24 protein-coding genes are annotated in these 20,876 nt (G+C 43.9%); 13 read left to right on the forward strand and 11 right to left on the reverse strand.

The window, feature by feature from the left end; translation table 11 throughout:
• Positions 1-36: 36 nt before the first annotated feature.
• The gene (locus R7F67_RS15335) at positions 37-1,854 is read left to right on the forward strand and encodes a hybrid-cluster NAD(P)-dependent oxidoreductase (RefSeq protein WP_017635277.1); all 1,818 of its coding nucleotides are present in this window, start codon (positions 37-39) and stop codon (positions 1,852-1,854) included.
• A gap of 100 nt (positions 1,855-1,954) precedes the next feature.
• Here R7F67_RS15335 and nadE read toward each other — a convergent pair whose 3' ends face one another.
• Positions 1,955-2,785 (reverse strand): ammonia-dependent NAD(+) synthetase, encoded by an 831-nt coding sequence (nadE, locus tag R7F67_RS15340; RefSeq protein ID WP_005385021.1) that lies wholly within the window; start codon positions 2,783-2,785, stop codon positions 1,955-1,957.
• Positions 2,786-2,963: 178 nt separating this feature from the next.
• Between nadE and R7F67_RS15345 the strand changes: the two genes are divergently transcribed.
• Together R7F67_RS15345 and R7F67_RS15350 are read left to right on the forward strand one after the other, a co-directional pair.
• Positions 2,964-3,497: a nicotinate-nicotinamide nucleotide adenylyltransferase gene (locus R7F67_RS15345; RefSeq protein ID WP_005375300.1), complete on the forward strand. Its 534-nt coding sequence runs from the start codon at positions 2,964-2,966 to the stop codon at positions 3,495-3,497.
• A gap of 14 nt (positions 3,498-3,511) precedes the next feature.
• Positions 3,512-3,994: a hypothetical protein gene (locus tag R7F67_RS15350; protein ID WP_017635276.1), complete on the forward strand. Its 483-nt coding sequence runs from the start codon at positions 3,512-3,514 to the stop codon at positions 3,992-3,994.
• A 127-nt stretch (positions 3,995-4,121) separates the two neighbouring features.
• On the opposite strand, the gene R7F67_RS15355 is transcribed toward R7F67_RS15350, so the two are convergent.
• Positions 4,122-4,730 carry a hypothetical protein gene (locus tag R7F67_RS15355; protein ID WP_005375302.1) on the reverse strand — a complete coding sequence of 203 codons (609 nt, stop codon included), beginning with the start codon at positions 4,728-4,730 and terminating at the stop codon, positions 4,122-4,124.
• Between the two features lie 191 nt (positions 4,731-4,921).
• Between R7F67_RS15355 and R7F67_RS15360 the strand changes: the two genes are divergently transcribed.
• Complete coding sequence (locus tag R7F67_RS15360) at positions 4,922-6,031, forward strand: 1-acyl-sn-glycerol-3-phosphate acyltransferase (RefSeq protein ID WP_005385027.1); 1,110 nt, start codon at positions 4,922-4,924, stop codon at positions 6,029-6,031.
• Between the two features lie 74 nt (positions 6,032-6,105).
• On the opposite strand, the gene R7F67_RS15365 is transcribed toward R7F67_RS15360, so the two are convergent.
• The gene (locus R7F67_RS15365; protein WP_017821237.1) at positions 6,106-6,705 is read right to left on the reverse strand and encodes a hypothetical protein; all 600 of its coding nucleotides are present in this window, start codon (positions 6,703-6,705) and stop codon (positions 6,106-6,108) included.
• Between the two features lie 319 nt (positions 6,706-7,024).
• Here R7F67_RS15365 and R7F67_RS15370 point away from each other — a divergent pair, with 319 nt between their 5' ends.
• A complete protein-coding gene (locus tag R7F67_RS15370) occupies positions 7,025-7,297 on the forward strand; it encodes a YnjH family protein (protein ID WP_005375306.1) in 273 nt (90 codons plus the stop codon).
• A gap of 88 nt (positions 7,298-7,385) precedes the next feature.
• Here R7F67_RS15370 and R7F67_RS15375 read toward each other — a convergent pair whose 3' ends face one another.
• Positions 7,386-7,685 carry a DUF406 family protein gene (locus tag R7F67_RS15375; protein WP_318057258.1) on the reverse strand — a complete coding sequence of 100 codons (300 nt, stop codon included), beginning with the start codon at positions 7,683-7,685 and terminating at the stop codon, positions 7,386-7,388.
• Positions 7,686-8,292: 607 nt separating this feature from the next.
• Here R7F67_RS15375 and R7F67_RS15380 point away from each other — a divergent pair.
• Complete coding sequence (locus tag R7F67_RS15380) at positions 8,293-8,754, forward strand: TetR/AcrR family transcriptional regulator (RefSeq protein WP_005385033.1); 462 nt, start codon at positions 8,293-8,295, stop codon at positions 8,752-8,754.
• A gap of 112 nt (positions 8,755-8,866) precedes the next feature.
• On the opposite strand, the gene R7F67_RS15385 is transcribed toward R7F67_RS15380, so the two are convergent.
• From R7F67_RS15385 to R7F67_RS15410, 6 genes are read right to left on the reverse strand one after another with little or no spacing between them, the layout of a single operon-like run.
• Positions 8,867-9,649: a heme ABC transporter ATP-binding protein gene (locus R7F67_RS15385; RefSeq protein WP_053303821.1), complete on the reverse strand. Its 783-nt coding sequence runs from the start codon at positions 9,647-9,649 to the stop codon at positions 8,867-8,869.
• Positions 9,649-10,686 (reverse strand): iron ABC transporter permease, encoded by a 1,038-nt coding sequence (locus tag R7F67_RS15390; RefSeq protein WP_318057259.1) that lies wholly within the window; start codon positions 10,684-10,686, stop codon positions 9,649-9,651. The genes R7F67_RS15385 and R7F67_RS15390 overlap by 1 nt, the downstream gene beginning before the upstream one ends.
• 9 nt (positions 10,687-10,695) lie before the next feature.
• Positions 10,696-11,565, reverse strand: a complete 870-nt coding sequence (locus tag R7F67_RS15395; RefSeq protein ID WP_005375320.1) for a hemin ABC transporter substrate-binding protein — start codon at positions 11,563-11,565, stop codon at positions 10,696-10,698.
• Positions 11,566-11,593: 28 nt separating this feature from the next.
• Complete coding sequence (locus R7F67_RS15400) at positions 11,594-12,007, reverse strand: ExbD/TolR family protein (protein WP_005375322.1); 414 nt, start codon at positions 12,005-12,007, stop codon at positions 11,594-11,596.
• A complete protein-coding gene (locus R7F67_RS15405) occupies positions 12,004-12,702 on the reverse strand; it encodes a MotA/TolQ/ExbB proton channel family protein (RefSeq protein WP_005385044.1) in 699 nt (232 codons plus the stop codon). Before R7F67_RS15405 ends, R7F67_RS15400 begins: the two co-directional genes overlap by 4 nt.
• A complete protein-coding gene (locus tag R7F67_RS15410) occupies positions 12,702-13,445 on the reverse strand; it encodes an energy transducer TonB (protein WP_025998667.1) in 744 nt (247 codons plus the stop codon). Before R7F67_RS15410 ends, R7F67_RS15405 begins: the two co-directional genes overlap by 1 nt.
• A 160-nt stretch (positions 13,446-13,605) precedes the next feature.
• On the opposite strand from R7F67_RS15410, the gene hutW reads away from it, so the two are divergent.
• The 4 genes from hutW (at position 13,606) to R7F67_RS15430 (ending at position 16,733) form a co-directional block, all read left to right on the forward strand.
• Positions 13,606-14,976, forward strand: a complete 1,371-nt coding sequence (hutW, locus tag R7F67_RS15415; protein WP_269334216.1) for a heme anaerobic degradation radical SAM methyltransferase ChuW/HutW — start codon at positions 13,606-13,608, stop codon at positions 14,974-14,976.
• 32 nt (positions 14,977-15,008) lie between these two features.
• A complete protein-coding gene (hutX, locus tag R7F67_RS15420; protein WP_269334217.1) occupies positions 15,009-15,512 on the forward strand; it encodes a heme utilization cystosolic carrier protein HutX in 504 nt (167 codons plus the stop codon).
• Positions 15,513-15,568: 56 nt separating this feature from the next.
• Positions 15,569-16,099: a heme utilization protein HutZ gene (gene hutZ / locus R7F67_RS15425; protein WP_017635270.1), complete on the forward strand. Its 531-nt coding sequence runs from the start codon at positions 15,569-15,571 to the stop codon at positions 16,097-16,099.
• A 97-nt stretch (positions 16,100-16,196) separates the two neighbouring features.
• Positions 16,197-16,733 (forward strand): ATP:cob(I)alamin adenosyltransferase, encoded by a 537-nt coding sequence (locus tag R7F67_RS15430; RefSeq protein ID WP_005375333.1) that lies wholly within the window; start codon positions 16,197-16,199, stop codon positions 16,731-16,733.
• Positions 16,734-16,813: 80 nt separating this feature from the next.
• On the opposite strand, the gene R7F67_RS15435 is transcribed toward R7F67_RS15430, so the two are convergent.
• Positions 16,814-17,728: a chemotaxis protein gene (locus tag R7F67_RS15435; RefSeq protein WP_005385059.1), complete on the reverse strand. Its 915-nt coding sequence runs from the start codon at positions 17,726-17,728 to the stop codon at positions 16,814-16,816.
• A 214-nt stretch (positions 17,729-17,942) separates the two neighbouring features.
• On the opposite strand from R7F67_RS15435, the gene ppiC reads away from it, so the two are divergent.
• The 3 genes from ppiC to R7F67_RS15450 all read left to right on the forward strand — a co-directional run bounded on the left by ppiC (position 17,943) and on the right by R7F67_RS15450 (position 20,870).
• Positions 17,943-18,284 (forward strand): peptidylprolyl isomerase PpiC, encoded by a 342-nt coding sequence (gene ppiC, locus R7F67_RS15440; protein WP_081007916.1) that lies wholly within the window; start codon positions 17,943-17,945, stop codon positions 18,282-18,284.
• 343 nt (positions 18,285-18,627) lie between these two features.
• Positions 18,628-19,932, forward strand: coding sequence for an MATE family efflux transporter (locus R7F67_RS15445; protein WP_206970776.1), 1,305 nt, complete (start codon positions 18,628-18,630; stop codon positions 19,930-19,932).
• Positions 19,933-20,108: 176 nt separating this feature from the next.
• Positions 20,109-20,870 (forward strand): ATP-binding cassette domain-containing protein, encoded by a 762-nt coding sequence (locus R7F67_RS15450; protein WP_213885192.1) that lies wholly within the window; start codon positions 20,109-20,111, stop codon positions 20,868-20,870.
• Positions 20,871-20,876 lie beyond the last annotated feature (6 nt).

Genomic DNA, 20,876 nt, shown 5'->3' on the forward strand with positions numbered 1-20,876 from the left:
CCGCAACAAATAAAAAACACCCGTAGGAAGAAGGCTATGTTGCAACCCGTTTTATCCCAAATTAATGTTTTTCCGGTTAAGTCAGTTGGCGGATTATCGCTGTCGTCCGTATGGGTTGAGAAGCAAGGATTGAGCTTCGATCGTCGCTTTATGATTGCGAAAGCTGATGGCTCGATGATCACTGCGCGAAAGTATCCGCAAATGGTAACCATTAAGTCTGCCTTATTGTCCGATGGAGTGGTGTTTAGTAGTTTGGGTATGGAGCCACTTAAAATCCGTTACCAAGATTTCAAAATGCAGGAGACACCTGCAACGGTTTGGAAAGATACGTTTACTGCCTATACCACGACAGATGATGCAGATGACTGGTTTAGTCGTGTGTTGGGGCAGCGCGTTGAGTTGTTGTTTAGTGGTGAGCAATCGAATCGTGTCCGTGAAAAGCTAGGTCAAAACGTCAGTTTTGCTGATGGTTATCCGGTTTTAGTGATCAGCCAAGCTTCACTTGATGAGCTGAACCGAAGAAGTTCAGAGCTACACTCAATGGATCAGTTTCGTACTAACTTAGTTGTCTCTGATACTAAGCCATTTGAAGAAGATTCATGGAAGCGCATACGAATCGGTGAGGTAGAGTTTGAGTCTCTCAAACCTTGCGAGCGCTGTATCCTGACTACGGTGAATACCCAAAGAGGCACATTCCGTGAGAGCAAAGAGCCGCTCAAAACCTTGCAACAGTTCCGTGCAAACGATGTCGGTGGTGTGTTCTTTGGCCAGAATCTTGTCGCGCGAAATGAAGGCATTATTCGTCAAGGCGATAAAGTTGAAGTATTGGAGTACAAAGAGCCGGAGTTTTACGCAGATAACTCGCCAGTGCGCATGAAGCTTACATGTGTTGAGCGTGAAGAAATTGCCCAAGACTTTGTGACCTTATGGTTAGAGCCAAACAAAGGTTCGTTGCCTAATTACTTGCCAGGACAACACCTGCCAATAGAGGTGAATATTGATGGTAAGAAAGTGGGTCGACGCTATACCTTATCATCCAGTCCTTCTCGCCCGGGTCGTTATGCTATTTCTGTAAAGCGTATCGCGGGTGGAAGAGTCTCTAACTCACTCTTAGACAACTTACAAGTCGGTGATGTTTTAGAGGCAGAACAACCTGACGGTCAGTTCCACCTTAAAACGCATGAAGCGCAGCCTCTGCTGTTACTCTCTGCGGGTAGCGGAGTAACACCAATGTTATCAATGGTGCGTTACTTAGCGGATCACAATCAGTTGGATAATGTGGTTTTCTACCATCAATGTCGCACCGAGAATGATATTCCTTGTCGCTCAGAGTTGGAGCAGTTAAAGCGTGAGCACCCAGGGCTAGAAGTAAAAGTCTGTTTAACGCAACCTGCTGTTGATTGGTTTGGTTTGAAAGGGCGTTTAAGTTTGTCACACATTAAGCAAATCAAAGATGTTGAACAGCGGCAGGTGTTTGTGTGTGGCCCGGATGGCTTTATGGATAAAGCAAAAAGTCTTCTACTAAGAAAAGGGCTGCCAGAGGAAAACTACCATCAAGAAGCGTTTGGAGTTTCTTCTCTTACGTCAAAGCCAGAGAAAAGTCTCGCTATTGACTTTAATGGAGCTAAAGTCGTAGGCAACAACCAAAAAACGTTGTTAGATCAGCTCGAAGATGCTGGGAAGGTCATCAGCAATAGCTGTCGTGCTGGCTTATGCGGCGCGTGTAAAGTTCAGCTTACGTCGGGGCAAGTTCATCATCCGGACGTGCCCGCGCTGACTGATGAGGAACGTGCAATGGGAACCGTGTTGGCGTGTTGTGCTGTGCCAGAGACGGACGTAACAGTAACCAACTAGGCGAGAGCAACTTTGTCATTCGACAAAAACTGTTCCTAGACAAAAAAACGCTGCTATTTTTAGCAGCGTTTTGAGTTTTAAAGAGAGCTGAAAATATCGCTTAGTCGTAAATCGTCGGGATTGGCTGGCGTTTGTGCTGCGTTGCTTTGTAAATCGCTACCAGACGGTCACTCACTTGCTGTGGAACAGGTTTGCCCTCTAAGAAGTCGTCGATTTGCTCGTAAGTTAGGCGTAGGGCATCTTCATCTGCTTTCTGTGGAGCAAGCTCTTCTAAGTCTGCCGTTGGCACTTTCTTCACTAGTTGCTCAGGTGCACCCAATGTAGCAGCCACTTCACGAACTTGGCGCTTACTTAATCCGAACAATGGTGCCATGTCACAAGCGCCATCACCAAATTTAGTGTAGAAACCAGTGATGTTTTCTGCTGAGTGATCAGTACCAAGAACAAGGCCGCCTACGTAGCCCGCGATCTCGTATTGAGCAACCATGCGAGCACGCGCTTTTACATTGCCTTTTACGAAGTCGACTTTTGCTGCATCAGTTGGTAGAAGGTCTGTGCCTTCTAATGCAACGTGAGAAGCCGAATGAAGCCCGTCAACACCTGCTTTGATGTTCACCGATACAGAATGGGTTGGCTGGATAAAAGACAGAGCGAGCTGAGCCTCATCTTCATCTTTTTGCTCCCCGTAAGGCAGGCGAACTGCGATAAATTGGTAGCTATTGTTGCCCGCTTCTTCGTTTAGTTGGTCTACAGCCAACTGAGCTAAACGACCACATGTCGTTGAGTCAACGCCACCGCTGATGCCAAGAACAAGAGACTTACAGCCCGCTTCTTGCAATTTACGCTTAATAAAAGCGACACGGCGTTCAATTTCAAAATGCGGATCAATTGAAGGGAGTACGCGCATTTCGTCACGGATGGATTGTTCCATTTAGGGTTCCTTTTCCTGCAAATATTTCAGACTCTAAAGCGCATTTGCTCAAATGGTGATAAACCATACAGTTGAGGCTCATTAAACGCGACTTTAGGGTCAAAAGCTGTAAAGATTAGTAGTATCATACCGAAATCATCAGATTAGAAAACTCTCTTCAACCAGGTAATCACCGGATATGAAAAAAATCGCCATTTTTGGTAGTGCATTTAACCCACCTAGTTTAGGGCATAAAAGTGTTATTGAGTCTTTGAGCCACTTTGATCTTGTGCTACTTGAGCCAAGCATTGCACACGCTTGGGGCAAGAACATGCTTGATTACCCAACTCGGTGCAAAATGGTTGACGCGTTCATCAAGGATATGGGGCTTTCTAATGTTCAGCGTTCTGATGCAGAGCAAGCTTTATACCAACCTGGACAAAGTGTGACGACCTATGCGTTGTTAGAAAAAATTCAAGAAATTTACCCAACTGCCGATATAACTTTTGTCATTGGTCCTGATAATTTCTTCAAATTTGCTAAATTTAGTAGAGCTGAAGAGATTACGGAACGTTGGACTGTTATGGCATGTCCTGAAAAAGTAAAAGTCAGAAGCACAGATATTCGCAAAGCATTGGCCGAGGGTGAAGAGATCGGCGCCTATACAACACCTTCCGTACGTGATTTATTACTTAGTAAAGGCTTATACAGAGAAACATTGTCTGGGAACTGAGAGGTCAGATTTTCATGGTCAGAGTAGTTTTATTTAGTGCATGTGCGCTGCTTGTGGTGACACAAGCTCATTCCGCGTGTAACTATTTTTCTGATCGTTCCGTGGTGTTTGAAGATAACACGCTTCCAATCTGTGAAGAAATTTTAGATTCCATCGGCGTGTTAAGTACTGAAGCATTGATTTGGTATGCAGCGGAAGCGAAGCTTGAAGGACCAACAGAAAACTATTGGGAGGAGTGGGCGATTAAGCCGGAAGACACCCCACTTCTAACTCAAAACTTAGAAAAGAATTACTTTGGTCTTGGTTTTTGGATGCCGGAAGAGCTCCGAGACGAAGAGAGTAAAATGGATACAGAAGAGTGGCTTCGTAGTCACGGGTTGATGTTCAGCGTTGGTTTTGGTGATAAATCCGACGGACAGCCAAGAATGCGGTTTGATTATCGTTGGCACGAATATTATGACGCTGACTGGATGATGCAGATAGAAGTACCTTTCTAGACACCTCAAGCAAATGAAAAAAGGGCGTACATTATCAATGTACGCCCTTTTTGCTTTTACTTGAATCTCTACTTTCTGTATCCGTAACTCTACGTAATGCTGAAAACGTAGCTTGTTAAAGAGCAAGTTATAGCGCTTCTCCAAAGACTAAAAAGCAAAGCTGTTCATATTCTTCGGTGTTACCAGCAAAAAGAGAGTCAACAATTTGCTCTTCCTTCTTCCCCGACAGTTTCATTTTTCTTGCTTCACGTAGTGTTAGTACCAAGCAAAGCTCTTTAGAAATATTCATGTCACAGCCAGGAGTCCATTGATTGATGGTTCTCGTTAACGTTGAGTGCGCTAGTTTAGGAGACAGCGTCAATACTTCATGTCTTACTACTGTCAGTAGATCGGTTTGCAGATCCGAGCGTTCGGCAGTTGTTGCTAGCTTCTCGACGAGCGCTTTTAGTAGCGGTGAAGGCTTCACAAAGCCCGCTTGTTGTGAGAAGTCGTCATTTAAACGCACAGAAAAATCACAACGATATACACGAGAATTAGGTAAAAAGGTGAGGGAGCTCAAACATCCTTGAGGAATCCAAAAATATTGGCCTGGTTCAATGGCATACTCCTGCTTACCCAATTTAATGACGGCTAACCCTTCGATGACAGACAATAGACTGTGCTTCAGTGCTTTTTTACGCGCAGCTACATCAAGAAAGGGGTATTTAGCGTCGTGAAATTCAATTGCGTAGTTCATTATGAGTACCAGTGTTTTTTGGCGCTAAGGGTAACGTTAAACCCATACGATTCCAACCTGCTGAGAGAATTTTTTAGCATGATAAATGGTGGCTTAACTGGTATGACCATGTTAAAAGTATGGGTTGAAATGCTGCTTGTCAGCAAAACTATGCGTAAAATGTGCCAGCTTTTTTTGATATGTAATGAACAATGACAGCCAATACCGATCCTTATATTGAAATTCGTCCTTACAACGACGAAGAAATTCCAGCAGCGCTGGATCGTCTAATCCAAGATGATGAATTTATCACTGCTATCCTAGAACATCGCTTTGCTAATAAAGCAGCGTGGTTCAAAACGCTAATGAGCCCGATCCTGCGCATCTACCTGAAAGCTAAGTGGAGCAAGCTTGATTCTGTCGAAGCAATTCAGATTGAAGTGAAGAAGTATCTGAAAGATACATTGAATAAGACAACGGATGGCGTCACTTTTTCTGGTTTGGATAAGCTGGATAAAAACACGTCATACCTATTCGTTTCTAACCACCGTGATATTGCGATGGACCCTGCGCTCGTAAACTATGGCTTGTACCAAAGTGGGCACCGTACAGTTCGTATAGCGATTGGCGATAACCTGCTGAAGAAGCCATGTGCGACAGAATTGATGCGACTCAATAAGAGCTTCATCGTTAAGCGCTCTGCTAAAGCGCCTAGAGAAATGATGAAAGCATTGGGACAACTTTCAAGCTATATCAAACATTCGCTTGATACTGGCAATTCAATTTGGATTGCCCAAAAGGAAGGCCGTGCTAAAGATGGAAACGACTTTACTGATCCTGCGATTTTAAAAATGTTCCATGTTGAAGGTCGTAAACAAAAGATCAGCTTTGGTGAGTACACGCGTTCTCTGAAAATCGTTCCTGTCTCGATTGCCTATGAAAATGATCCATGTGACATTGCCAAAGCAAAAGAGCTGTACGAAAAAGCAGAAAATGGCCGCTATGAAAAAGGCGAATTTGAAGATATCGAAAGCATCATTCAAGGTATCGTTGGCTATAAAGGCCGTGTACATGTTGCGTTTGGTGATGTGATTGAGCAAGAGTTTGAAACGCCGGAATCTCTTGCTGGTGAAATCGACCGCCAAATTCACAACAACTACAAGTTGTACCCAATCAACTTGTTAGCTGCTGGGCATGAAGATTCGAGCATCATTACGGAAGCGGTTAAGCGTCATCTCGCGGATAAGTTGGATCAGCTACCTGAAGGCGCAAGACCTTATTTGGTGGCGAGCTATGCCAATCCTGTGAATAACCAAGAGTAACTTTCGTCACTGAACTCTGTTGATTCAGAATGCCTTAAAGCCTCGGTCTGCCGGGGCTTTTGTTTATCTGCTCTTTAAGGTGCGACGGCGCCACCAAGGGTTAAATTGCTAGGCCATTTGGTGATCCTGTTACCACCTAAATAGATATTCCCTTTCACCGTCATTGTGTCTGGAAATACTTTCAGCGCTGATCCTCCAATATAAAGATTACCATCAACCACCAATCCTTCAGGAAGTTCAGAAATGGGAGTGCGAATAACACTTAGATCACCTTTTACTCGAAGTTTAGCTGGAAGCGCTTTTAACGGTGTATCTGTCAGATTTAGGTAACCGCCTAGTTTGATGCCTTTAGGCCAGTTTTCGATCTTACTACCTAGTAGGTTTGCATAGCCTTTTATCTTTGTTCCTGAGCGAATAACTTTGAGTGCGCTGTTAGTTGCTTCCAGACTGCCTTCAACATCAAGCCCTTTAGGCAAGGTTTTGATAGGGGTTTGTGAGATGTTTAAGTTGCCCTTTACCACTAGGCCAGAGGGTAGTTGGGTGTAAGGCTTGTTTCTAAGATCAAGATTGCCGTAATTATCGATGTGACCAAACTTAGAATAGTAATCTAGCTCATATGCCAAAGGAGACGAGCAGAGTAGGATTGAAGTAAGGCATAGGGAAACAAAACGCATAGTCAAAGAGTTAGTTAAATACCGAGATCAACAGGTGCTTATCTTATACTTAAATAAACCTATTATGCATTTTTTGCTCACAGTTTTTGATTCATAACTTAAATATTCAAATTAGAGATACACGTTAAAAGTGTGCGCTTCTTTACTGAGCTAAGTAACTTCAAGCTTACTAAAATGAGATAAATTAAATGATTGAATGTGAAGCAGACCCAAGTGTAGAGGTGAGAAAAATATCAGTAGATATTTGAATAATATGAGATTCTTCCAAGAACTTCACAAGGGTCCTTGTTAGTATTATTGAGGTTTGAGGGAGATTTTCATGAAGTTAAAAAGTGTATCTATTTTTACCGCTGGTGTTTTTGCAGTACTGCTGTCGGGTTCCGTTTTTGCTAAATCATACAGTACACCAGAAAACAAAGCGCTAATAGTTGCTGACGGTAAGGTAGGTCAGCGTATCTGTTACTACGATGATAAAGCCTACACCACAGGGGCCGTGATTAATGTTGAAGGCGTATTACTGATGTGTACCGCTGAGAACGATTTTGAAACCAATGGCTCGTTAAAGTGGGTCGTGTTCAAAAAAGATAAATAAACGCGCCGAAGTTGTCTGTTTCATTTAGAGCGGTTTAAGATTAAGAGATTGGAAAAATAAAAAGCGAGCATCATGCTCGCTTTTTTCATTAACGCGCGAGTGAGCGAGTTTTTAATTCAAAGATAAGTTTTTCAGCACTTACTTCAAATTTGAATCGAGTCGTCGCTTGGTTCGATTCTTCGGTTATTTCTGAAACATTGTATTCAACATCAGCACATACTGATTTAGCGAGCTCGATGTATTTTTGTAGTTCAGACTCTAGCTCTGTTTTTGTCTGTGCGAAAACCGTTACGTCGGCAACTTCGTCACCTTCTTTGATGATAAAGCCAATCTCGCCAGCACAGCCGCAGGCCTCACATACTTGGTTTTTTTCTAATTCGACACTCATAACGAATCCTCTTGTAAATACTAAGGGTATTCTATCAGGTATTTGATCTGTATCTACAAAAATGACGACTTTTGCGTAAAAAAGGAACAGAATAGGCACTTGTTAAGTAAGGGTTAAAGATTGGATTACTAAATCATCAAGAACGTTAATGTGATATATATCAACATTTAAAATCAATTAACGAACATAGTGACGAGATTTTGCTCAGTCCAGTTGAACTAATGGTTAATTTATAAGACTATTTCTTGATTGATTATTTTTAATAATTATCATTCTTGGTCTTTGAATAGTTTCGATGAATAATTGGCGCAAGGTTTTGATGAGACTAACTTTTCGCCTTATTTTGAGTAGCATGTATTGACAAAAACATAACTGAAAATTACACATTACGCAGTGTAAAGACGTTATGGTTTGGAACTCGACATGATATTAAATAGTCGCAATACATATACCCAAAGCGCTTTCAAGTGCAGCGCTTAGCAACCTGATTTCTAGGTTTTCGCTAATCGAACCGCATCGGCGAGCCGGGTATAATGCTAAGAATGATTTCATTCTGGCCTCATTTAATAGTGAGTTAGATGGATTTACAAAGAGAAGAGCTTAAAATATGCCAAAGCGTAGTAAAGAAGATACCGAAATCACTATCCAAAAGATCATGGATGCCGTTATTGATCAGCTACTCAGATTAGGTTACGACAAAATGTCGTACACGACGCTAAGCCAGCAGACAGGTATATCGCGTACCGGTATTAGCCATCACTTCCCTAAGAAAACGGACTTCACCGCCGCACTGGATGGCCGTATCTTTAAAATGTTTATTGAACACTTAGAGTTTGATAAAGGATTAAATGCATTTTCACAAAGTTGGATTAAAGCGCTGGAAGATGCTGAGTTTCTCGCGATTTTACGACTGCTATTCCATCACATTGTCACCGCTGAAAATGCGCAAGAATTTGCTGCTAATGGTATTGACCGCTTATACAAAATGGTTGAAAGCCAGTTTGGTGCGGGTGGTGACAAAGAGCTTGAGTGGTTGATTGGTCGATCATTGATCCAAATGAGCAAGTAATAGCCTTTAAAGCACCAAATTCTGCCACTATCAAAGCAAAGGCCCGCAATTCTCATATTGCGGGCCTTTGTCGTATCAAAGTGTTTTAGAGACGGCTTAGAGGAGATACGCTTTATGCTGCGGCATGCACTTGAGGGAAGTCTAGCGTCGGATGTTTTGTCACAATAGATCGATAGCCATAAACTTGCTCAATGCGCTCTGACGTTAGTGCATTCCATGGCGTGTCATCACAAACTAGTTTCCCGTTATGCAAGAGTACAAGGCGGTCTGCGTACTGAGAGGCTAGATTCAAGTCATGTAACACCACAACCACCGCTGCGTTTTGTGCTTTTGCCGTTTCACGAGCAATCTTTAACGTGTTGTGTTGGTGGGCGAGATCCAACGCTGAGGTAGGTTCATCAAGCATTAAGATTCGTTTTTCGCCAGATTGATGTAGTTGTGTCATCACTCGTGCTAGATGCAGTCGTTGCTTTTCTCCACCAGATAAAGACGGGTACAGGCTTTCTGCTAAATGCAATACGTCGGTTTGTTCCATGTAATGTAAAGCCAGTTTAGTGGTTTCTTTATTGGACAGTGATAGCGGTATTGCCCCCAACTCTACGACTTCTCTGGCTAGAAATGGGAAGGTTAAGGTGCTGTGCTGCGGGAGCATTGCAATATGTTTGGCGCTTTTTTCAGGCTCCCAATCATGCTTTTGTTTACCGAAGTAGGTGATGTGATGATTCGAAGAGATCTCACCGCATAGAAGCTTGAGCAAAGTACTTTTACCTGCGCCATTGGGGCCGAGTAGGGCGGTCACTTCACCAGCTCGGATATCAATGTTGATGTCATTGAGCACCACACGGTTGCCATACGTCATCGAAATGTTTTTCCCCGATAAAACGATCTGGTTCATTACAAAATCTTCCCTTTTTGCTGGAACAATAAGTAGATGAAAAAGGGCGCGCCAATCAATGCGGTCACGATTCCAACTGGTAATTCAGCTGGTGCCACAGCAACACGAGCAAACATATCTGCGGCAGTAAGAAGCAGTGCTCCCATTAAGGCAGATATTGGTAATAGCGTTCGATGGTCAGGCCCAGCGAGCATGCGCCCTAAGTGAGGAATCACGAGCCCAATAAAGCCAATTGCACCACTGATGCTCACCGTAATACCAACACCCAGTGCAGAAAGTAAAATAAGCTGACGTTTGAGTTTTTGAACCGGAACTCCTAAGTGTCTTGCTTCTGATTCCCCTAACAACAGAGCATTCAGCGCCATCGACTTCTTCTGAAACCAGAGCAATAGGATGACGAGTGTTACAGCAGATAGAGCAATCCCTGACCAATTTGCACCAGCTAATGAGCCCATCGACCAAAGCGTCAAGTCTCGCAGCATCTGATCATCTGCGATAAAGTTCATGTAGCCAATCGCAGCACCCGAGAGCGCGCTGATGGCAACGCCGGCTAACAACATAATTGTAACTGAGGTACCAAACTTACTTGTGCCGAGTTTATAAACGAGAATAGTCGTTAGTGCACCGCCAAGGAAAGCAAAAAGAGGCAGAGCCGCTAAGTTCATTAGTTGCGGATAGTTTTGGCTAAATTCAGCAAATACAACAATAGCGAATGCACCACCAAGAGCAGCGCCAGCAGACACACCAATGATACCAGGCTCGGCTAATGGGTTACGGAACAAGCCCTGCATAACCACACCACAAATTGCTAAAATGGCGCCGATGAACATACACAAAATGGTTCGAGGCAATCGGATTTCGTTAATGACCAACTGAATGTGAGGAGCGAGATCAGAACTGCCTCCCGTTAGGCTACGCAAACTGTCAGTAAAGCTAATGTTCATTGGGCCAACGGTAATAGAGGCGATAGCAATAAATGCTAAAAATCCACTAAGCACTGATAACGTCGTTGAAAGGGGGATGCGTCTTAACAACATGTCATGTCTCTATGGGTAAAGCAGTGCATTCAAGCGTTTAGCTTCTGCAAGGCTTTTAAGGCCCAAACCACCTACCAGAGCATGGCCATCAATCGTTATGATGTCTTTGTTCTTTCCAGCGGGTGTTGCAGCAAGAAGCGGCATTGCTTTTAAAATTGCATCGGCACCACCCAACGTTTCATAGCTGCGACCACTAACAAGAATCACGTCAGGCTGCATCTCTACCATCGCTTCTGTGGATAGAGGCTTGTAAGACGAGAGTTGTGTAGCGGCTGGGTTTTGTCCGCCGGCGAGTTGAATAATTGCATCGGGTGTCGTTTGTGAGCCCGCAACATTTGCAGGTCGCCCTTCATGGATCAGCAGAAAGAGCACTTTCTTTTTCTTCGCTTGATCAGGTTGGTTTGCATTGAGTGCTTGTACTTGCGCCTGGACATCTTGCTTTAAGCTTTCAGCTTGAGCTTTGCGATCCATAAGGTTCGCAATTTGATCAATACGTTGATAAAGGCCCTCGACATTTGCATCAGTATTAACGATTTCTACATCTACGCCAGCCGATTTCAATTGGCTCAATGTTGTTTTCGGCCCCATCTCATCAGAACCAATGACTTTTGTCGGACGTAAGGCGAGCAACCCCTCCGCTGAAAGACGACGATGGTAGCCCACTTTAGGCAGTTCCATTCCTTTTGGTAATTGACTGGTGACGTCGATAGCAACCAAGCTATCTTTAGCGTCGAGTTCAAGCAAGAGTTCAGTGACGGCGCTGCCTGCGCTAACAACGCGCTCTGAGGATGGCGTTTCATTGGCAAAAAGTTGACTACTCGCAAGTAGGGAAATAGCTGCCGTGACAACAGCATGAATAGTGATGCGTGTGTTCTTCATTTTGAAAGGATCTCTATCTTACTTATTTTTATGATGGCTCTTCAGTGAGTAACTGAGTTGCTTGAATTCCGTTTTCTTGTAAAAAGCCGAGAAGTTGTACTAGCGACTGAATATTCGCGGTTTTTTCTGCTCCAATTACAATCGGTTTATCGCTTGACTTACTCTCTTCTAACAGCGCGAGGGTAAAGTTGTCCCAATCGATATATGTCTTGCCGTTAATAGCCCAGTAAGGCTCGTCTTTAAGAATATTTACCGTGATGGATTGCTTATCGACATCTGCAACAGCCTGAGATTCTGTGCTCGGTAAATTGACGTCTAATGAATCGAGTTTGACCGCTGCGGTTAACATCAGGAAAACCATGACGATAAAAATAATGTCTAACAGCGGTGTTAAATCGGGGGTTAAACCGTTACGACTATTTTCTTGTGGTGTTTTAATCATTGAGTTGCAGCCTCAATCTTCTCAGAAGAGCGCAGTGTTACTTTTGAGTGGTCTGGCGAGACATGCTGTAACGAGATACCTTCAAGCCATAAGTTGACGTAGTTTAAAGTGTGCTCAAGCTTGGCGATTACACGATCCGCCCACAAACCAATGATCTGCGCTCCTGAAATGGCAGGAAGTGCGATAATGAGACCCGCGGCAGTGGTGCGCATAGCAAGACCTAGGCCGTCAGCCAAATCATTCGGAGTGATATTCCCCGTTGAAACCGCGATGCCTTTAAACATGTCAATTAAGCCAAGTACCGTACCAAGCAAGCCAATTAAAGGACTGATGACACCAATCAGCGTCAGCAAACGAAGGCCGGAATGCAGCTGATGGCGTTTTTCTTGCAGCCAAATACCTGCGGCATCTTCTCTTAAAGATTTCGAGAAAGAATGATGAGCAAGCAACATCGCAACACCACGGTACAGAAGCGGCCGCTTATTCGACAACTCTTCAGCAAGTGCTTCAAGCTCGCTCCCATTTGTTGGGTCTAATCCTGTGAGCTTTTGGCGAATGGCTCGCTTTCCTACACCAAGGCTAATTAACACATGGAATAATCGCTCGGCGATGATCATCACGGTTAGAGCTGAGCAAATGATCAAAGGCCATGTCATCAGCCCAAATTGAGTTTGTAATTCTTGTAGTTGTTCCATTATCCATCCAACTTAAAACGAACAGGTACTTGTACTCGGTGAGCGACTTTTAGCCCACCTGAAATATGTGGTGTAAATTGCCACTGTTTGATCGCACGAAGTGCTGAGGCATCTAGCGACTCTGTGCCGGAAGACTCAATCAAAACCTGTTTAATCTGGTTACCATTCTCATCTAGCCATATCTCATACAAGGCTACACCTTCAATACCGCGTCTTTGTGCAGACCTTGGGTAACGGGGTTGTGTTGGTTGACTCACAAACGTTGGTTTGTCGACCAAGACAGGCTGAGATGTTGCCCCTTTGGATTGGCTCGCAGGTGCGGATTGTTGAGCTACCGTCTCTTTCTTCACCGGTTCCGTTTTTTTCTTTGGTTTCGCTTCGGGCTGAACCTTTTGCTTTGTTACGGTTTTGGTGGGCTCGACCGCTTTAGGTTTAGATTGTTTAACCGGTTCAGGTTTTTTCTCTACTACCTTCTTCTTAACAGCGTCTTTCTTGACGACCTGTTTTTTTACAATCTTCTTTTCTGGTTCAGGTTGGTCTTGAGGCTGCTCTTTTGGTGGCGCTACATTTTCTGGTGTAGATTTTTCGACAGCGGGAGGAGCAGACACAAGATTTAGACTTACCGAACTTGCTGGGTTTCCAGCCGGCATCGCGAACACCTTTGTCTCTTGAGAAACAAAAAGAAGTGCGGCATGGATGGCAAGGGAAGCACCTCCTGCAATGACATATCTTTGTACGTTCACGGAATATCTCGGGAAACTATGAAAACTTGGGCAGATTATTACTTACAATGGAAATAAGATCAATTATCAATTGCATTATCATTACGCTCAAATTATGATTCTTGCAGAATTTTTAAGATCAGCTTCCATCCCTTACATGATGGGAGTTAAGCGAGTATATATGAGCGTCGATATCGATAAGCTTGATGAATCAGTGTTGGGCAGTGATAGTCCTGATCCATTGCGATTTGCTTTTGTTAAGAAGCATTCTGCACATGCCGGGGGAGCGAGCGTACCTGTGCCCTCGTCTCAACAACAGGCGATTTTTTCGAGTATTACGGCTAACTCAGTTAAAGCGACCAATAAACGCTGTCTTTATATTCATGTTCCGTTTTGTCGCGTTCGTTGCACTTTTTGTAACTTCTTTCAAAATGCTGCAAGTCGCACACTGGTTGATGAGTACTTTGAAGCATTAATGCAGGAGCTTAGAGAGAAAGCGGCATTACCTTGGACACAAAATGGTATTTTTCACGCCGTATATATCGGGGGCGGAACGCCAACGGATTTATCTCCAGTACAGGTTCGTGTGTTAGGCCAGGCTATCCGAGACCACTTTCCTTTGGCTGCAGACTGCGAAATCACCTTAGAAGGTCGCATCAATCGTTTTTCTGATGAGTTGTATCAAGGCGCTTTAGAGGGTGGGTTTAATCGTTTCTCTTTTGGTGTGCAAAGTTTTAATACACAAGTGCGCCGCAGCGCAAAACGTTTAGATGATAGGGAAGATGTCCTCAAACGAGTGAGCGAGATCGCCAAAGAAGACAAAATTCCGGTCATTATCGATTTACTCTATGGCTTACCTTATCAAACCAAAGAAGTGTTAGAGCAAGATTTAAATGATTTCCTCTCGACTGGCGCACACGGACTGGATTTGTATCAGTTAGTGGTTGGCGGGTCAGCTCCCATGCTCAACCTCGTAGAAAAGGGAAAAATCCCGCCACCTGCGACCACACCAGAAAAAGCGGGAATGTATGAGCTCGGTGTGAACTTTATGGCCAAACACCATATGAAGCAACTGAGTGTGAACCATTGGGCAATCGATAACCGCGAGCGTAGTTTATACAATAGTTTAGCCAAGACTTATGCAGAGGTATTGCCAATTGGCTGTGGTGCTGGAGGTAATATCGGTGGCTACGGGATGATGCAACACCGCACACTAGAGACCTATATTAAAGCGGTCAAAGAAGGTCAAAGCACCATCGCGATGATGATGAAGCAAAGCCCTCTAGAACCACTTTTTTCTGCACTCAAATCTGCGTTTGACCGTGGCATTGTTCAAGCAAATCAACTTCCATCATTTATGGGAGAGGACGCGTTCGGGTTTTTATTGCCTCTATTTAAAGTGTGGCAAGCGAAAGGCTTAGTACAACTACATGAACGTAGCGCAATCCTTACTCTTGCAGGCAGCTTCTGGGCAGTGTCACTGGCTCAAAGTTGTATTCAGGTACTCACGTCAGAGATGCACGAAACCGTACCGAAAGCATCCAATAATTAATGAAAACAAATTGAACAAAAACGGAAGACACAATGGAATCAATCAAGCAACAAGTTGAAGTATTACTAGAGCAAGAACCACAATTATTGCCAGCTGCGATGGCAGAGCGTCTTGGCATTTCCGAGTTTGAGGTTGTTGCGGCTCTACCTCAGGAAATGGTGGCTATTGCACCAGGAGAGCAAGCGCAAAGCATCCTAGAAAGTTTGGTTGGTTTTGGCCCGGTGACGACCATCGTCCACTCTTTTGGTTCTATCTTTGAAGTTAAAGCGCCGTTTCCAAAAGGAAAAGTGGCGCGTGGCTATTACAATTTAATGGGTAGAGAAGGTGAACTGCACGGCCACCTTAAATTAGATAACGTTAAAAATGTCGCATTAGTCAGTAAACCGTTTATGGGTAGAGAGAGTCACTATTTTGGTTTTTTCTCAGAGTGCGGAAGCAATATTTTCAAGGTTTATTTAGGCCGTAACGAAAAGCGCGAGTTGATTGTAGAGCAAGTAACCGCATTTCGCGCCCTACAAGCCGAATTAAAAAAGTAATCACAAACATAATCGAGGCTTAACTCGAATACTAATTAGTAAAGTCAGGTATCAATATGGATCAACAAGTTAAACAAGAGCGTTTGCAAGGTCGTTTAGGGCCAGAGATCAAAGAGTTTCGTCAGGAGCGCCGTACACTTCAGCTTGCAACTGTCGATGCAGAAGGTCGCCCGAATGTAAGCTACGCGCCTTATGTCCAAAACCAGGAAGGTTATTTCGTTCTCATTTCTAAAATCGCTCGTCATGCCCGTAACCTTTTAGAAAATCCAAATGTTTCATTGATGATGATCGAAGATGAAGAGTCTTCAAAGCAGCTGTTTGCTCGTAAGCGCTTAACTTTTGATGCGGTAGCAAATGTAGTTGAGCGAGACACAGAGATGTGGCAACAAGTTGTTGAACAAATGAAAGAGCGTTTTGGTGAGATTATTGATGGTCTAAGCCAGCTAGAGGATTTCGTTTTGTTTAACTTAAAGCCAGAATCGGGGCTATTTGTTAAAGGTTTTGGTCAGGCGTATCAAGTGTCTGGTGATGATTTAGTCGATTTTGTTCACCTTCAAGAAGGTCACAAGAAAGTCGAAAGTGCCTGATTGTAAACCGATCATATGAATGTCGATCATTTGGCATAATGAACGTTTAAAGGGAGTTAGGTTATACTGACTCCCTTTTTTATATTGGAACAAAAGCATGAAACCTGTAAGCAAGGAATTGAGCGAGATTTGCTATCCGTTTATTTACGAGGACAGTCCGGTTTGTGACTTTGAAATTACAGCAGATGAACTTTGTAGTCGTATTGGCCTTGTTCTCGCTATGGAGTTGGACGAGTTTAGCCGCGATATACTGACAAGAATGCAGCCTAATGTTTATCATCTAAATGGTTCGGTTCGCGGAAAATTAGCGATTACAGAGACGGAAGTCGAAGAGTTAAAGGCCGATTATGCTTTGCTCAAGCAACGTATTGATGGCGGCTTCAAAGGCTTTGTTCTACCCGGAGGGCACCCGGCAGCCAGTCAATTGCATTTGTGCCGTTGCCAAGCTAAAAAAACGGTACGAGCATTAGTTGCCGTTGAACATACAGGTAAGAAGCAGCCCGCACCTATTTTGTTTCGTTACGCGAACTTATTAGCGAATGTACTTTACAGCCTAGCTTCTTATATTAATCATGCTCACCAAGTCAAAGAGACGGAATTCGTTTCTCGTAGTTACGCGATGCCAAAGAAGTGAGCTGAGAAATTAGCGGATGTGAGCATCAGGGATAGGACAAGTACTGCATTATATTCTCAAATCAACTCGTCCAATAAGAGTTAAGAAGTCATAGCTTTGGCTTCTAGCTCTTTTGCTCCGCGAAGCATCGCTTCGATTAGTTCTCCTGCATTGAATTTCTCAAGTGCCTCATGCGCGCCAACTTGGTGAGCTCTGTCTACACAGATTTCGCTCGATAACGATGTATGTAAAATGCGGTATGAATGGTTCAGAGAGGAATTATTCTGAACTTCAAATGCTAATTCATAACCGTCTAATCCGGGCATTTCAATATCGCTGACCAGAATATCAATTGGGCGATGAGCCGCAGCGTCACTTTTCATCAGTTCCAATGCATCTAAACCATTTTTACAGATTTGATACCCAATATTGATGCTATCGAGTGCGTCACACAGCTGTTTACGAGCGATGGAAGAGTCATCCACCAATAGAATACTGAGTGCTTTTAGGCGTTCTCGCTCAATATCTGTCAGCATTGGGATCTTTGAATTCTCGTACTGCGGATAAATTTTGGAAAGTAGCAGCTCCACATCCAGCATTTGAACAGTTTTGTCCTCGTAGCGAGTAATTCCAGTCACGAAAATATTTTTTCCAGCGCTCGGAGGTGGCGTTTCAATAGCTTTCCAATCGCACTCAATGATCTTCTCTATACTACGAACCATAAACGCAACCACGGTTCGCAAGCAATCTGTCACGATCAAGTAGCAGCTTTTATATTCTTCTTCACTAATAGGACGAAAGCCAACAGCCGCTGACATATCGATCACTGGTACTGTTAAGTTACGTATCGTAACGGTTCCAATGACGTGATGATGCGAGTAAGGGATCTTTGTCGTTGGCATGTACGGGACGATTTCACGGACTTTTAGCGTACCGATAGCGAAACTCTGTTGCAGGGTGAGCTTAAACATCAACATGCCCTGAGATTGATTCGCTTTGCTAACGACTTTTGCCATGAAAATAACCTTATAAATACCACCGAATTGTGTCTAATCTAATCTTATCAGACGAAGGCTTCAACCATCGGAGAGACAAATGTGAGCTTTTTAGACAATCTTTTAGAGAATAGTGATTAACTGAGCAAAACTTGTTTGTATTTTAAACTCATTATGTAGACGATTTTATATTCCTCGTGTATTTGGGCCTTTACCGCTGAGCTATTATTAAGAAATGTTTGGTCTGTTAAAAAGGATTGGGTACACTTGCGCGACCAGAATAGTGAGAGATAGAACAATGGCAAATACAGCAGCCGCATTACATATTCTTGTGAAGCACAAAGAGCAAGCGGAAGACATAATCAAGCAACTGAAAAAAGGCGCAAAGTTTCAGACATTAGCGAAGAAGTATTCAACTTGCCCGTCAGGCAAACGCGGTGGTGACCTTGGTGAATTCCGCCGTGGTCAAATGGTACCTCAATTCGACAAAGTGTGCTTTTCTGGCGAAGTGTTAACGCCGCATTTAGTTAAAACCAAGTTCGGTTGGCATGTTGTGAAGGTGCTTTACAGAACATAAGGCTTGGTATCGACCTAAACATTGTCAGATGAAACCCACAAGCATTAAATATCATCTGTACGGTCTCTTTTCACCAATCACTACCGTTATGACATGGCAGATACATTCTGATCTGCCATGCTCAACCAAACGCTAATCTTTCCAAACTAGAAACTCATTTATATGCAGTTAACTTGGCTTTTCTCATAAGTTGTTATCCTATTTCAAGCTTTGGTATGAGAATACGTTTGCTGGTTGTATCAATTATCAATGCTATTCCTTGCTGGCGAACTTTGGTTCATGTTCGGACGCCATTCGCATATGATAGCGACCTTATAAAAATTAATCCTGTTCATAATTTAAGATGTCCCTGACTCATAAAGACTATTTTAAAATCGCATTTCCTTTCATCGTTTCTACGGTAACCCAACCATTATTGGGGGCGGTGGACACCGCGGTGATCGGTAAACTCGGTGTGGCTGAGATGATTGGTGGTGTAGCGATAGGCACCGTCATCATGAATACCTTGTATTGGCTGTTTGGCTTCTTCCGCGTCAGTACTACCGGGCAAAGTGCAATCGCATTAGGTAAAAATAGCCCAGAGGATCAAGCGAGCAGCTTATTGCGTCCTTTCGTGCTTTCGCTCTGCCTTGGCTTGATTTTCATTGCGTTGCAGTCCGTGATTTGGATGGGGGCAGAGCTGATTATCTCCCCTGATGCCGTCGTGGCAGAAAACGCTAAGATTTACTTCGATATCATGATCTTTGGTGCGCCATTTGTACTGCTGAACTACACCGTGATTGGTTGGTTGATGGGGCAGGCGAAAGCCAAAGAAACCTTGTTCACGCAAGTGTTTGGTAACGTGCTGAACATCGTGCTGGATATCGTCTTTGTGTTGTACTTCGATATGGGCATTGCTGGCGTTGCGGTAGCGACACTTATCGCGCAAATTTCGACGTTTGTTATTGGTGCGGTACTGGTGCTGAAAACTTGTCGCTTCCCGCTGTTTGATTACATTCAAACAGCAAAAATGACGCGTAAAGATTTCAGAGTCATTGCGTCTTCCAATATGGATCTGCTGCTTCGTACTGTGTGTCTATTGGTGTTCTTCAACATGATGGCGCGTGTGGGCTCTCAGCTTGGTTCTGATGTGCTCGCGGCGAACGCAATCATGATGCAAGTGACCTTTATCGTCAGCTACATGTTCGACGGTGTAGCGAACGCGTCGAGCGTCTTTGCAGGTAAAGCAGTAGGGCAGAAGAATAAGACATTGCTTGATAACGTGATTAAGCTAAACACGCAATGGACCGCAGCGTTCGTTGTTGTCTTGACCTTGCTGCTAGCGCAGTTCAAACACCAAGTGGTGTCGTTATTTACCACTTTGCCAAATCTTGTTGAGCTGTATTTGGACATGAGCCCTTGGTTATTGGCATTCCCGTTGGTTGCTGGTTTTGGTCTTACGTTTTACGGCATCTTTACCGGTACAGGGACGACGCGACCAGTGCGTAACTCTACCTTTCTAACCATGGTGTTGTTCTTAGTGACTCAATTTATTGCGGTGCAATATTGGGGCAACCACGGTTTATGGCTGGCATTCACGTTGTTCTACGTTGGGCGCTTTGTCTTCTTGTTTCCATACCTCGGTCAAGTTAAACAAAAGTGTCTTTAATACACACTGTCACAAATGACCTAACTTAGATGTTCTTATCACAAGGGGGGGGGGAGCTATCTGCCCTTGTTGATAAATCTGAAAAAGGTGATGAAATAACCTTTCCGACTGGTTTCCTTGCTTTAACCCGCATGATATTATTTGTGATGTTATATTATTACATTTAGTTTGATGCCGTGATTTCTCGACCAATACTCTCCGTTAATAATCTCAGCCTTACAGACTCAGAACGCACACTCTTCAAAGACATTTCTTTTGAGCTGTTTCAAGGTGAAGTTCTTGCCATTATGGGACCTTCCGGCATTGGTAAATCCATGTTGTCGAAAGCCGTCGCAGGTTTTTTGCCGTCTGATATTTGGGTAGACGGAAGTATCCAGCTTAACAGCAGTGAAGTCGCACAGACTGCCATGCTGCAACGCAGTCAATCGCAGCGTCCTGCGGTCATTTTCCAAGATGCACTTAAAGCACTGAATCCATTGGCCTCTGTCGAGCAACAACTGTGTTTGGCATTGACGGGCAACAAAACACGTTTGTCTTCAGCAAACCGAGAAACGGTGACGACCTTGCTGTCTCAACTCGGATTTACGGATCCAAAAGCAGCATTAGCGCAGCATCCAAGCCAGCTATCTGGTGGTCAACGTCAGCGTATTTGTATTGCGATCGCGTTGCTTGGTAGTGCCAACTTGATCATCGCGGATGAGCCCACCAGTGCGCTCGATCCAATCACCGAAGCGGAGATCCTTGAGTTGTTCCGCAGCAGTGTTCAGCAACGCAACATCAGTGGTTTGTTGATCACGCACGATCTATCTGCGGCTTTGGCGTGTGACAAAGTTTTGGTGATTGCGGACAACACCATGGTGGCTTATGGCGCACCATGGCAAGCCATTCAGCAAAGTTCGCATCCTTTCTGCCAACAACTTGCGCAACTGCTGCCTTAACCTCAT

It is taken from the genome of Vibrio sp. YT-17 (assembly GCF_033337375.1).
GTDB lineage: Bacteria > Pseudomonadota > Gammaproteobacteria > Enterobacterales > Vibrionaceae > Vibrio > Vibrio alginolyticus.